The organism is Falsirhodobacter sp. 1013, assembly GCF_051195255.1.
GTDB lineage: Bacteria > Pseudomonadota > Alphaproteobacteria > Rhodobacterales > Rhodobacteraceae > Falsirhodobacter.
Map to the genome: position 1 here is coordinate 162504 of NZ_JBNJLK010000007.1, position 12165 is coordinate 174668.

A 12165-nucleotide genomic window follows, 5' to 3' on the forward strand; every position below is an offset into this window, starting at 1 on the left:
ACCTGACGGAAGGGCGGCACCAAGGTGCCGCCCTTTGCCGTTCACGGGCGCGATATTCCTCGACTTTCCACGGTCCGGCCCCACTTGCTGCTGAAAGCTGGCCAAGCCCGCGCGACGGGCGAAAGCCTTGAACCAGAGCGCGCGGGGGGGCCCATGGCTGATACGACATTCGACAGATCCTCATGGTTGCGGGCAGGGACGCCCCGATCCGGCGGCTGGAAGGCGGGGGCGCTTGTTCTGTCGATCGTGCTGGCGCTGTTCGGGCTGGCCCTGTTCGGCGGTGGGATCTGGCTGATCGTTCTGGGGGGAAGCTGGTATTATGCCCTGGCGGGCTTTGGCCTTATGGTGACGGCTTGGCTGCTGGCCAGACAGCGCCGCGCCGCCCTTCCCCTTTACGTCGTCATCTGGCTGCTGACCGTGATCTGGGCCTTCTGGGAGGTTGGTCTGGATGTCTGGGCGCAGGTGCCGCGTCTGGTCGCCCCCACGGTCGTTCTTGTGCTGATCGTGCTGGTTCTGCCGGCGCTTGGCCGCAATCGCATCCGTTGAGGGGGAAGATCATGACATCCTTGATCCTGCGGGCCTCGCTCGCGACGCTGCTGGCTTCCACCGCGCTTCCGGTTCTGGCGCAAGACACGCCGCCCCCCACACAGGAACAACCCGTTCCCGCACAACCCACGCCCGAAACGCCCGCCCAGCCCGACGCCGCCGCGCCGGGCGAGCCGGAACTGCCCCCCGGCACCCAACCCGAAGCCAATACAGGCCCGGCTGAAGTTCCCGCCCCCGCACCACGGGACCGCGCGGCCCAACCGCAGCCGCAGGTGGGGGCCGACTGGCCATTCTGGGGCGGCGACGCGCAGGCGACCCGCCATTCCCCATTGTCGCAGATCACGCCCGACAACGTGGACCAGCTGGAGCGCGCCTTCGTCTACCGCACCGGCGACATGCCCACGGGCGACGCGAAGAACAAATACGCCGCCGAAACCACCCCGCTGAAGATCGGCCGCCAGTTGGTCATGTGTTCGGCCAAGAACATCCTGATCTCCATCGACGCGGCGACCGGGAAGGAGAACTGGCGCTTCGATCCCAAGGTGTCGAACGATGCAATCCCCTATTCGGCGTCCTGCCGGGGCGTGTCCACCTACACCGCCCCCGCCCTGCCCGAGGATGCGCAGTGCAAGACCCGCGTGATCGAAGGGACGATCGATGCCCGCCTGATCGCCGTGGATCTGACCACCGGCCAGCCCTGCGCCGATTTTGGTGAAGACGGTCAGGTCGATCTTTGGGCCGGCATCGGTGAAAAGGTCCCCGGCTGGTATGCCGTGACCGCGCCCCCCGCCATCGTGCGGGGGGTGCTGGTCACCGGCGCGCAGGTGAAGGACGGGCAGGCCGAAAACGCGCCCTCGGGCGTGATCCGCGGCTTCGATGCGGTGACGGGCGACTTTCTTTGGGCCTGGGATCTGGGCAATCCCGGTGAACGGGGTCAGCCAGCCGAGGGCGAGACCTACACCCGCGGCACGCCCAACATGTGGACGACCGCCACGGCGGACGAGGAACTGGGGCTGGTCTACCTGCCGATGGGCAACTCCTCGGTCGACTACTACGGCTCCAACCGGAGCGAGTTGGAAAGTCAGTGGGCGACCTCGCTGGTGGCGCTGAACGCGCTGACGGGGGAGCCGGTCTGGTCCTTCCAGACCGTTCGCCATGACGTGTGGGATTACGATCTCGGCTCCCAAGCCTCACTGATCGACTTCAAGGGCACGCCGGCGATCCTGCTGCCGTCGAAACAGGGCGACATCTACATCCTGAACCGCGCCACCGGAGAATCCCTGGTGCCGGTGGGCGAGATCGAGACGCCGACCGAAGGCAGCGTGGAGCCGGACTTCATCGCGAAGACACAGCCCGTGTCGCAATGGCACACGCTGCGCAAGGATGACGTGATCGAACGCGACATGTGGGGCTTCACCCCCATCGACCAGCTGTGGTGCCGCATCCAGTTCCGGCGTGCGCATTACGAAGGTTTCTTCACGCCGCCTTCGGCTGACCGTCCATGGATCCAGTATCCCGGCTACAATGGCGGCTCGGACTGGGGATCGGTCGCGATCGACACCGAGCGCAACGTCTTGATCGCCAACTACAACGACGTGCCGAACTACAACAAGCTGATCCCCCGCGAAAAAGCCGACGAGATGGGCCTGCGCCCGATCAGCGAAGGCGGCGGGAAGGCGGATGAAGGGCATGCCGAAGGTGCCGGCGATCCGCAAACGGGCGCCCCCTATGCAATCAACGTGAACGCCGGCTGGCGCAACACGGGAACCGGCGTGCCCTGCACCAAGCCCCCTTATGGCGGCATCCGCGCCATCGACATGAACACCGGGGAGACGATGTGGGACACACCTATCGGCACCGCGCGTCGCAACGGGCCGTTCGGCATCCCCTCCTATCTGCCGTTCAAGATCGGCACGCCGAACAACGGCGGCGCGGTTCTGACGGAAAGCGGCCTGATCTTCATCGGCGCCGCGACCGACAACCTGTTCCGCGCCATCGACATCGAGACGGGGGACACCCTGTGGTCCGACGTGCTGCCCGCCGGTCCGCAGGCCAACCCCATCAGCTATGAGGTGGACGGCCAGCAATACGTGCTGATCGCGGCGACCGGGCACCACTTCATGGAAACCCCGGTGGGCGATTACATCATCGCCTACAAGCTGCCGAAGTAAAGTGGCGAAGGCTCCCGACGCTGCCGGGGGCCCTCAGACCTTCGCCGCGCCAATGCGGCGATAGGTCCAGTCGTCCGACGCCTCTTCCGCCAGCAGGGCATCCACCTTGGCGCGGTCGGGGGAGTGGTGGCAGACGGGATCCATCGCGAAGGGGTCGCCCGCCAGGGCCATGGCCTGACAGCGGCAACCGCCGAAATCCTGTTCCACCCGGGCACAGGACCGGCACGCCTCGGGCAGCCAGTCCGTGCCCCGGAAGGCGTTGAAGGCCTGGCTGTCGCGCCAGATTTCGGCCAGCCCCATGTCGCGCACGTTGGGGAAGGTCAGGTGGGGAATGATCTCGGCCGCGTGGCAGGGAAGGACTCGCCCGTCGGGGGCCACGTTCAGGCCGGTCGTGCCCCACCCGCCCATGCAGGCCTTGGGGAAATCGGCATAGTAATCCGGCGGCACGAAATCGATGACCAGCCGCCCGTGCAGACGGGCCGTCGCCTCGGCCACGACGCGTTTGGCCACATCCACCTGTTCGCGGGTGGGCTGCAAGGCGCTGCGGTTCTTCAACGCCCAGCCCTGGAACTGAACGCAGGCCACCTCGATCCGGCGGGCGTTCATCTGCAGCGCCATGTCGATCGTCTGGGGCAGGTCCGCGATGTTCGTCCGGTGCATCACGGCGTTCAGGGTCAGCGGAATGCCCAGGGCGTCGATGTCGGCCGCGACCGCCATCTTCCGGTCGAACCCGCCCTTGTAGCCGCCGACGAAGTCCGCGATCGCCGCGTTCACGCCCTGCAGCGACAGCTGGACATGGTCCAGCCCCGCTTCCACCAGCGCCTCCAGCCGGGCGCGCGTCAGCCCGATCCCCGAGGTGATGAGGTTCGTGTAAAGTCCCGCCGCGGACGCCGACGCCGTCAGCCGCTCCAGATCCCGGCGCGAGGCGGGCTCGCCCCCCGACAGGTGGATCTGCAACACGCCAAGGGCCGCCGCCTCGCGGAACACGCGCTCCCACGTCTGGGTGTCCAGCTCGCTCTGCGCGCCCAAAAGCTGCAAGGGGTTGGAGCAATAGGCGCAGGCCAGCGGGCAGCGATGCGTCAGCTCGGCCAGCATGGCGATGGGTGGCGGAGCGGCCACGCGGCGGTGGGACAAGGGTTGGTTCACGACCGGACCTCAAGAAGGCGTTTGGCCTGAAGGCCATCCAGAAACTCTGCGACGTCGGGAAGGATGACCTCCACCGGCGCCTCGAAACGGTGCGACAGACGGTGCGCGATCATCTGAACGGACACTTCGCCATCCACCTCGGCCAGCACGGCATGACCGATGTCGTCCAGCATCAGCGCCCGTTCTGGACCCAGCAGCACCTGGGTCTGCCGCACCCCGTCCCACCGCATGCGGACCCCGCGCGGCAGGACGAAGACACGGTCGTCGGTCACAACATCCCCTCGCCTGGGGTCCAGCCCCCGGGGGGGATGCGGCCCGGCGTGACATAGGCGCATTCCAGCGCGTCCAGCTGCGCCCACAACACCTCGGTCTTGAACGTAAGGGCCGCGGCCGCCGCGTCCTGATCCGCCGCCGTGACGGCATGATCCAGAACCCAATTCAGGCCGAAGTCGACATCCTTGGGCGCTTCGGTCAGACGGTGGCGGAAATAGGCGATCGTCTCGTCATTCGCGAAGTCGTAATGCTCCAGCAAACCGGCGATGCGGTTCTGGTGGATGGCCGGCGCGAACAGTTCCGTCAGGGACGAGGCCATGGCCGGCAGCAGCGGCATGTCCCGCACGAAACGCACATAGGCGTCCACCGCGAAACGCGTCGCCGGAAGCACCCCGCGGGCCGAGGCGACGTAATCCGGGTCCAGTCCGACGCCTTCGGCCAGCTTCAGCCAGCGGCGGATGCCGCCGCCCTCGTCCACGCCTCCATCGTGATCCTTGATCCGCGACCGCCAGATGCGGCGCAGGTTCGCCTCCTCGCAGCGCGACAGGAACGCCGCGTCCTTCATCGGGATGCGGCTTTGATAGTAATAGCGGTTGATGACCCAGGCGCGCACCTGATCCAGCGTGCAGCCGCCCGAATGCAGAAGGTGGTGGAACGGATGCTTGTCGTGATACCGCTCCGCGCCGATCTGGCGCAGACGCGCCTCGAAGGCCGCCCGATCGTCCGCCGGTCGTTGTGTCATGCTGTCAGGTCCATTCCGTCATGGGCAATTTCCCATCCGGCCGCATGAAGGGCGTCGCGTTCGGCCCCCGGCTGCAGGACTGGATTGGTGTTGTTGATGTGCACGAAGATCTTGCGGCAGGTCAGGCTGGCCAGCGCTGCCATGCTTCCCTCCGGTCCGTTCATCGACATATGTCCCATCCGCGCCCCGCTTTTCTGGCCGGTTCCGGTGCGCCGCATCTCGTCATCCTCCCACAGGGTGCCGTCGAAGAAGAGGATGTCGGCGTCCCGAAGGCGATGCAGGAGATCGGCCGGAACCTCGGCACAGCCCGGGATGTAGTAAGCTACATGGCTGCCCGCAACCAGCCGCAGGCCGATCGTCTGCTCTCCCAGCAGGCGCGTCTCCACCACCGCGCCTTCCTGATAGAGGGGCACCTTGCCGGGCACGGCGAATCCCGTGATCTCCAGCCCTGGGATCCCTTCGAAGGGCTGATCCAGCTTCTGCACCGCGCGGGTCACGAAGTCCGGTTTCAGGACGTTGAAGATCGGGTTGGCCGCCAGCGTCGCATGGCTGGCCGCCGTCGCGTGCAGAACGAAGGGGGAGCTTTCGCGCAGCGTCAGAAGGCCCGCCATGTGATCCACGTCGCCATTCGTCACCATCACCGCGCGGATGGGGCTGTGGCGGCGGCTGCGAGGGTGCAGCGCCGGCGTGCGGGCCAGTTGATCGCGGATGTCGGGAGAAGCGTTGAGAACGATCCAGTCCTGCCCATCAACCGAAACGGCCAGCGAGGACTGGGTCATGGGCGGGATGCGACCGGCGCGCGCGGCGTCGCAATTGCCGCAACCGCAGTTCCACTGCGGCAAGCCACCGCCTGCCGCAGTGCCGAGTACGAGAAACTTCACCGCTTCAGAAGGATCAGAGCGGGTGACGGTCGTCGCGGCCGTTACGGTCGTCTTCCGACGGGCCGTACATGTTGATTTCCATGCCGCAAGCGACTTCTTTGGCAGACGGTTTCTTCCAGGCCATGATGCTCTCCATTATGATTATAAGACGATAGGCCGCCGGGTGCCCCTTATCAATGTTCCGGTGACAATCCAGGTCGGATAGGGACTCACTGTTCCGTGAAGAGGATCAGCCTTCGACCTTCTTCGCCTCGATCGCCAGGCGGACCTTCACGGCGTCCGACGTGGCGGGCGCGCTGCGGCCGGCGTCGAACGCGCTGCGCAGCAGGGTCGTTGTAGCTTCCAAGCCCAGCGTGGGCACGCCCTTCGATGAAGGTTCCTGACGCTTCAGAACGGTGTCCAGAACGACGTGCTGGGTGACGCCGTTCATTGTCAGGTCGCCTTCGATCAGCGCCGTACCGACGCCCGTCACCTTGATGGAGGTGGAGCGGAACGACACTTCCGGCGACGCCTCAGCCCCCAGGAAGTCGGGCGAAAGGATGTCGGCGTCCTGATCCTCATGCCCCGTCGTTAGCTTCGACAGCGGGATCGTGGCCGTGACGGAGGAGGTTTCGGGCGCTTCGGCGTCGAACGTGATCGCGCCTTCCACGCCCGTGATCAGCCCGGACACCGACGAAAAGCCGTGGTGGTCGAAGGTGAACACGACCTGGCTGTGCCCGGCGTCGATCTCGTAGGCCTCGGGGGCCGCGAAGGCCGTTGTCGCCGAAAGCGCCAGCGCCGCAGCGGCGAGAGTGTGAATATTGATCATGATGATCTCCTGGATGATGGGCAGCCATATCACGACGCACGCCCTCGCAGCCAGATGCGTTGAGCCTCAGGCGATGTCGGCGGCCACAAAGCCGTTCGGCACCTTTACCCGCGGTTCGGCCAAGGCATAGCGGTCGCGGGGCAGAAAACGACCGATGCCTTCGGGGGCCAGAACCTCGCCCTCCTTCATCGCCAGAGTCCCGCGCAGCCATGTAGCCACGGGCCATCCCTTCACCTTCATCCCGGCATAGGGCGTGTAATCCACCGCGTGCTGCATCATGGCATTGTCCAGAACGACCTCTCGCGCCGGATCCCACAGCACGAGGTCGGCGTCCTTGCCGATGGCGATGTCGCCCTTCGTGTCCAGCCCGTAGATCCGCGCCGGATTTGTGGCCGTGACCTGCACGAAGTGCGGCAGCGTGATGCGCCCCTTTCCCACCCCTTCGGAAAAGACCAACGGCATCCGCGCACCCACCCCCGGCACCCCGTTCGGGATGTCGCGGAAGCTGGCACCGGGCCCAGCGATGTCCTTCCCATGCTCCCCCGTCAGGTTTGACGCCGAATGGTCGGAGGAGATGACGTCGATCACCCCACGCCGGATCATGTCCCACATCCCCTCCTGGTCCGCGACCGTGCGGGGCGAGGGGCTGCACATGAAGCCGGCCCCGTCCGGGCGGTCCATGTGATCCTCGGCCAGGACAAGATATTGCGGGCAGGTCTCGCCCCAGACCTTCAGGCCCCGCGCCTGCGCCCGGGCGATCTCCTCCGCCACCTCGGCGCAGGACACGTGGAAAATCTGGATCGGCGCATCCACGAGTTCCGCAAGGCAGATGGCGCGATAGGTCGCCTCCCGCTCCACCACCTTGGGGCGGGACCAGGCGTGGTATTTCGGCGCGGTCAGCCCAGCGGCCAGCAGCTTTTCGGTCAGCCAGCCGATGGCGTGGTAATTCTCGCAATGCACGGCCGTCATCGCCCCGCCCTTGCGGGCTTCGGCCAGCACGCGCAGGAACGCGCCGTCGTCCAGGCGAGAGGTGTCGTAGGTCAGGAACACCTTCAGGCTGCGGATCCCTTTTGCCAGAACCGAAGGGATCTCCGCCAGGATCTCGGGCGTGGGATCGGTGATGGTGGTGTGGAAGGAATAGTCGATGCGGGACCGGGCAGCGCGGCGGAACGACTCCTCCACCACCGCCGCCAGCCCGTGCCCCGGGATCTGCCGCACAAAGGAAACGGCGGAGGTCGTGCCCCCCGCCAGCGCGGACCGGCCACCGGTGCCGAAGTTCTCCGCCTCATGCCCCATGCCGGGCATCACCTCGTCCAGATGGCAATGGGTGTCGACGCCGCCGGGGGTGACGATCAGGCCCTTGGCGTCCACCTCGGCCACGGCCGGATCGACTCGGCCCAGCTGGACGATCCGGCCCCCCTGCACGCCGATGTCGCCCGAAAAGACGCCGGCGCTGGTGGCCACGCGGGCGTTGCGGATGGCAAGATCCATGGAAGGGCTCCTTTCAGCGGCACAGCCGGAAGAACGGCATGCGCGGGGTTTGCGAGATGAGGTGATCGGTCGCGAAAAGGTCGGCGTAATGCAGTATCGGCACCTCCGGCTCCGGCAAGAAAGCATGGATTGCCATGATCGTCTTCGCCGGTGCACGTTTCAGGACATCGGTTCGCCCCAAGATGCATTCTTCAGCGCTTCGTGAACGTGCCTTACTCCGGCAGCGCGCCCAGGAACGCCTTGACCAGCGTGGCGGAGTTTTCGGAGGCAAGAGACATGAACACGCCCATCTCGTTCTCGCCCTCTCCGCCGCCGGCGAGATCGGACAGGGACCGGAAGGCGATGAACGGCACCTGGTTGGACCAGGCCACCTGCGCCACGGCCGCGGATTCCATGTCCACGACCTGCGCGTCGAACGTGTCGAAGATCCATTCCCGCAGGTCCGCGTTGTCCATGAAGGACGATCCGGACACGCCATTTCCCCCGACCCGGATCTGCGGCGCCTTGTGCAGGCACTGGTTGTCGGCGGTGCAGGTGTCCAGCGCCGTGTCGGCCGCCACCTTGCGGGCCACGTCCAGCAGGGCCGGATCAGCCGGGAACCAGAAGCGGCTTTCCGGCTCCCCCCGGTCAGAGGCGACGGTCGTCTCGCGTGTGAAGAACATCTCGTGGTTGGAGAAGGGCGAGGACAGGAAGCCCGGCAGCTCATACCCCTCCGCGCCCCGACGGGCCATGACGGTTTCCAGCCACTGGCCCCAGTTTTCCGCCACCACCACGTCACCGATGTTCAGGGCGGGATCCACGCCGCCGGCGATCCCCGAGAAGATGATCCTGTCGATGTCGAAATGATCCAGCGCCAGTTGCGTCGTCATCGCCGCGTTGACCATCGACACGCCCGACAGGAACAGAACGACCTCCTGCCCCGAAAGCTTGCCCGTGATGAACCGCTGCCCATTGATGGTTTGCATTTCCGCCCCCTCCAGATCGGCCTGAAGGCTCAGCCATTCCGGTTCGAAGGCGGACATGACGGCAGTGCGGGGCGTCTCGGCGAAGGCCGGCAGGGCCGAGAGGAGGAGGGCCACCACGGCGGGACGAATCGAGGGCATCAGGAACCTTTCCATGTGTTTACGGAAGCTTATCACCAAATCCGCACATGCAAGCCTTTCCCGTCACGTGCCGTGCAGAACGGGTGGCGAAAGTGGGCTGGCCGTGACGGGATCATTCGTCGTAACAGAAACGAGAGCACTTGAAGGGGGCAGCACATGGTCGGCGAAGTTCTGGAACAGGCCCATGACGCCGGCGCCCATGGCGGACCGGACTTCGTGGCCGTAGTGGTGCTTCTGGCGGCGGCCGTTCTGGCGGTGCCGCTGTTCCGGCGGCTGGGTCTGGGGTCGGTGCTGGGCTATCTGGCGGCGGGGCTGGCCATTGGGCCGTTCGGGCTGGGCTTCTTTCACGATCCGCAGGCCATCATCCACGTGGCGGAACTGGGCGTCGTGCTGTTCCTGTTCATCATCGGGCTGGAAATGCAGCCTGCCCGCCTTTGGTCCATGCGGGGGGAGATCTTCGGCCTGGGCCTGTTGCAGGTGACGCTGGCGATCGCGACGCTGGTTTGGGTGGGTCTGGCCTTGGGCTATCCCGCCGTGCCCAGCTTCGTGGCGGGAACGGGTTTCGTGCTGACCTCCACCGCCATCGTGATGCAGATGCTGACCGAACGGAACCAGATGGCGCTGCCCATGGGCCGCCGCATCATGGCGATCCTTCTGCTGGAGGATCTGGCCATCGTCCCGCTTCTGGCCCTTGTGGCCTTCCTCGCCCCCGGCGGGGCCGAGGCGACGGCGACGGACCGGTTGCGGAGCGTGGGCGTCGGCCTTGCCGCCATCGCGGCCCTTGTGGTCGCGGGGCGCTATCTGCTGGACCCGATGTTCCGCCTTTTGGCCCGATCCGGCGCGCGCGAGGTGATGACCGCCGCCGCCCTGCTGATCGTGTTGGGGGCGGCCGTCCTCATGCAGGCGGGCGGCTTGTCGATGGCGATGGGCGCGTTTCTGGCCGGAGTCCTTTTGTCCGAAAGCAGCTTCCGCCACCAGCTGGAGGCGGACATCGAACCCTTCCGCGGGCTTCTCCTCGGCCTTTTCTTCCTTGGCGTCGGGATGGCGCTGGATCTGGACACGATTGCGGCGAACTGGACCGTGATCGCGATCAGCGTGCCGGCCTATGTCCTGCTGAAGATGGGCGTGATCTATGGCGTCGCGCGGGTGCTGCGCGCCTCCAAGGCTGAGGCGCTGGAACGCGCCGTGCTGATGGCGCAGGGCGGGGAATTTGCCTTCGTGCTTTATGCGACCGCGACGCAGTTCGGCATCCTGACGGCGGAATGGAACGCGAACCTTACGGCGATCATCATCTGCTCCATGGCGCTGACGCCGCTGATGGTCCTTCTGCACGACCGCTACGCGCCGAAGAAGGCCGTCTCGATGGATGGCGTGGACGAGGTGAAGGACCTGTCGGCCAGCGTGCTTCTGATCGGCTTCGGCCGGATGGGGCAGATCATCAGCCAGCCCCTGCTGGCGCGCGGGCACAGCCTGTCGATGATCGACACCGACGCCCAGTCCATCCGCGACGCGGCGCGGTTCGGCTTCAAGGTCTGGTATGGCGACGGGGCGCGGCTGGACATCCTGCACGCGGCCGGAGCAGGCTCGGCCAGCCTGATCATCGCGGCACCCAACGACCGCGCCGCCGTCACCAAGATCGTGGAACTGGCCAAGCACGAGTTTCCGCTGGTCCCCGTCCTCGCCCGCGCGTTCGACCGCGAACACGCGCTGGAACTGGTCCGGGCGGGCGCCGACTTCCAGATGCGCGAAACGCTGGAAAGCGCCTTCGCCATGGGCCGCGAGGCGCTCCTGACGCTGGGCGAGGATCCGGCCATCGTGGAAGAGGTCATGACCTCGTTCCGCAGCCGGGATCTGGAGCGGTTCGAGATGGAATGCGTGGGCGGTCAGTTCGCCGGCCGCGACCTGCTGATCGGCAACCGCAAGACGCAGGAATAAAGGGCGGCTTGCCGACGGAGAGTTCTCACATCCTTTTGGACATTTGGACGGCTTTGTTGCGCAAATCAGCTCACAGCCGAGCTTCCCCTATCCCCAGACGGACTTATCCCACGGCCTTTGTGACGGGTATGCCGAGGGCGGGGTAGCCGTTCAGGACGGCCATACGGACCTGTAGCTCAACGACCTGGCGGTCGAAGTCCCGCGCCATGAGGCGTTGGCCCAAGAGCTTCAGACAATGCATCTTCGTTTCGGCGCGGCTCCGGCGGTGATAGCCGCTCCATCGTCGCCGCAAAGCGCGACCGAGGTGTTGGGATGCCCGCAGCGCTTCGTTGCGGGCAATTGCGCCGGCGGTGACGGTCTTCCATGGCTTTGCGTTCCAGCGCGGGGGATGACAGCATGCGCGCCGCGCTCTGCGATGGCATCATGGCAATTTCTGGTATCATAGGTACGATCGGCGGTGACGCAGCCATCTCCTCGTCCGGCGGGGTCTGGCCGAGCAGATCGGGCAAGACGGGCGCGTCGCCGATATGGCTTGCGGTGATCTCGACGGCCCGGACCTCCAGCGTTTGCTCGTCGATTCCGAGGTGGATCTTGCGCCAGACCCGCCGTTTGGGGCCGCTGTGCTTGCGAGCGTGCCACTCACCTTTGCCCTCCACCTTGATCCCTGTGCTGTCGATCAGAAGGTGCAGCGGGCCCTTGGAGCCGCGGCAGGGATGTTCACCGCCAAGGTCTTCTGACGACGGGAAAGCGTGCTGAAGTCTGGCACAGTTCAGGCCAACCAAGCGCAGCAGGCTCTCGACGAACCGGTCGTCTGCCTGAGCGCCATGCCGAACAGCACCTTCATCGATAGGCAGGTGTGGATGGCGGCGTCGCTCTAGGTGTCTTATCGCACGATTTGATGGTGCGATCCTTTTGTTGGAATGGAAGGATGCCCTATGGGCCGTTCGTCATGGCAGCGCCACGACCATGCAGTCTGTCCGAGCAGCGATACCGCGATACCGCGATCGCAGGCGCCGCTCGCGCAGCGGAGCCGGGAGTTGGGGAGTGAGGAGGAGCAGAAAACGATCCG

12 protein-coding genes and 1 pseudogene are annotated in these 12165 nt (G+C 66.0%); 3 read left to right on the forward strand and 10 right to left on the reverse strand.

The window, feature by feature from the left end; genetic code table 11:
• Window positions 1-153: 153 nt before the first annotated feature.
• Together ACSHZY_RS11950 and ACSHZY_RS11955 are read left to right on the forward strand one after the other, a co-directional pair.
• On the forward strand, window positions 154-546 hold the full coding sequence (locus ACSHZY_RS11950) for a glucose dehydrogenase (protein WP_435169395.1): 393 nt from the start codon (window positions 154-156) through the stop codon (window positions 544-546).
• Window positions 547-557: 11 nt separating this feature from the next.
• Window positions 558-2717 carry a membrane-bound PQQ-dependent dehydrogenase, glucose/quinate/shikimate family gene (locus ACSHZY_RS11955; protein WP_435169397.1) on the forward strand — a complete coding sequence of 720 codons (2160 nt, stop codon included), beginning with the start codon at window positions 558-560 and terminating at the stop codon, window positions 2715-2717.
• A 33-nt stretch (window positions 2718-2750) separates the two neighbouring features.
• Here ACSHZY_RS11955 and pqqE read toward each other — a convergent pair whose 3' ends face one another.
• The 9 genes from pqqE to ACSHZY_RS12000 form a co-directional block, all read right to left on the reverse strand.
• Entirely contained in the window at window positions 2751-3836 is a 1086-nt protein-coding gene (pqqE, locus tag ACSHZY_RS11960; protein WP_435169421.1) for a pyrroloquinoline quinone biosynthesis protein PqqE, read from the reverse strand.
• A gap of 23 nt (window positions 3837-3859) precedes the next feature.
• On the reverse strand, window positions 3860-4135 hold the full coding sequence (gene pqqD, locus ACSHZY_RS11965; protein ID WP_435169399.1) for a pyrroloquinoline quinone biosynthesis peptide chaperone PqqD: 276 nt from the start codon (window positions 4133-4135) through the stop codon (window positions 3860-3862).
• Complete coding sequence (pqqC, locus tag ACSHZY_RS11970) at window positions 4132-4878, reverse strand: pyrroloquinoline-quinone synthase PqqC (RefSeq protein ID WP_435169401.1); 747 nt, start codon at window positions 4876-4878, stop codon at window positions 4132-4134. Before pqqC ends, pqqD begins: the two co-directional genes overlap by 4 nt.
• On the reverse strand, window positions 4875-5759 hold the full coding sequence (gene pqqB, locus ACSHZY_RS11975) for a pyrroloquinoline quinone biosynthesis protein PqqB (protein WP_435169402.1): 885 nt from the start codon (window positions 5757-5759) through the stop codon (window positions 4875-4877). Before pqqB ends, pqqC begins: the two co-directional genes overlap by 4 nt.
• A 13-nt stretch (window positions 5760-5772) precedes the next feature.
• The gene (gene pqqA / locus ACSHZY_RS11980) at window positions 5773-5883 is read right to left on the reverse strand and encodes a pyrroloquinoline quinone precursor peptide PqqA (RefSeq protein ID WP_435169404.1); all 111 of its coding nucleotides are present in this window, start codon (window positions 5881-5883) and stop codon (window positions 5773-5775) included.
• A gap of 105 nt (window positions 5884-5988) precedes the next feature.
• On the reverse strand, window positions 5989-6567 hold the full coding sequence (locus tag ACSHZY_RS11985; RefSeq protein ID WP_435169406.1) for a YceI family protein: 579 nt from the start codon (window positions 6565-6567) through the stop codon (window positions 5989-5991).
• 66 nt (window positions 6568-6633) lie between these two features.
• A complete protein-coding gene (gene hydA, locus ACSHZY_RS11990; protein ID WP_435169408.1) occupies window positions 6634-8058 on the reverse strand; it encodes a dihydropyrimidinase in 1425 nt (474 codons plus the stop codon).
• A 13-nt stretch (window positions 8059-8071) separates the two neighbouring features.
• Window positions 8072-8194 (reverse strand): hypothetical protein, encoded by a 123-nt coding sequence (locus tag ACSHZY_RS11995; RefSeq protein WP_435169410.1) that lies wholly within the window; start codon window positions 8192-8194, stop codon window positions 8072-8074.
• A 76-nt stretch (window positions 8195-8270) separates the two neighbouring features.
• Window positions 8271-9161: a 5'-methylthioadenosine/S-adenosylhomocysteine nucleosidase gene (locus tag ACSHZY_RS12000; protein ID WP_435169412.1), complete on the reverse strand. Its 891-nt coding sequence runs from the start codon at window positions 9159-9161 to the stop codon at window positions 8271-8273.
• Between the two features lie 156 nt (window positions 9162-9317).
• On the opposite strand from ACSHZY_RS12000, the gene ACSHZY_RS12005 reads away from it, so the two are divergent.
• Window positions 9318-11096: a monovalent cation:proton antiporter-2 (CPA2) family protein gene (locus ACSHZY_RS12005; protein ID WP_435169414.1), complete on the forward strand. Its 1779-nt coding sequence runs from the start codon at window positions 9318-9320 to the stop codon at window positions 11094-11096.
• A gap of 103 nt (window positions 11097-11199) precedes the next feature.
• On the opposite strand, the pseudogene ACSHZY_RS12010 reads toward ACSHZY_RS12005, so the two are convergent.
• A pseudogene (locus ACSHZY_RS12010) lies at window positions 11200-11970 on the reverse strand (IS5 family transposase); the annotation flags it as partial.
• Window positions 11971-12165 lie beyond the last annotated feature (195 nt).

Coding starts and splice junctions, on each gene's coding strand:
- hydA (WP_435169408.1), bottom strand. CDS start 8,058: ATGGATCTTGCCATCCGCAACGCCCGCGTGGCCACCAGCGCCGGCGTC.
- pqqA (WP_435169404.1), bottom strand. CDS start 5,883: ATGGCCTGGAAGAAACCGTCTGCCAAAGAAGTCGCTTGCGGCATGGAA.
- pqqC (WP_435169401.1), bottom strand. CDS start 4,878: ATGACACAACGACCGGCGGACGATCGGGCGGCCTTCGAGGCGCGTCTG.
- ACSHZY_RS11955 (WP_435169397.1), top strand. CDS start 558: ATGACATCCTTGATCCTGCGGGCCTCGCTCGCGACGCTGCTGGCTTCC.
- ACSHZY_RS12000 (WP_435169412.1), bottom strand. CDS start 9,161: ATGCCCTCGATTCGTCCCGCCGTGGTGGCCCTCCTCCTCTCGGCCCTG.
- ACSHZY_RS12005 (WP_435169414.1), top strand. CDS start 9,318: ATGGTCGGCGAAGTTCTGGAACAGGCCCATGACGCCGGCGCCCATGGC.
- ACSHZY_RS11950 (WP_435169395.1), top strand. CDS start 154: ATGGCTGATACGACATTCGACAGATCCTCATGGTTGCGGGCAGGGACG.
- ACSHZY_RS11985 (WP_435169406.1), bottom strand. CDS start 6,567: ATGATCAATATTCACACTCTCGCCGCTGCGGCGCTGGCGCTTTCGGCG.
- ACSHZY_RS11995 (WP_435169410.1), bottom strand. CDS start 8,194: ATGGCAATCCATGCTTTCTTGCCGGAGCCGGAGGTGCCGATACTGCAT.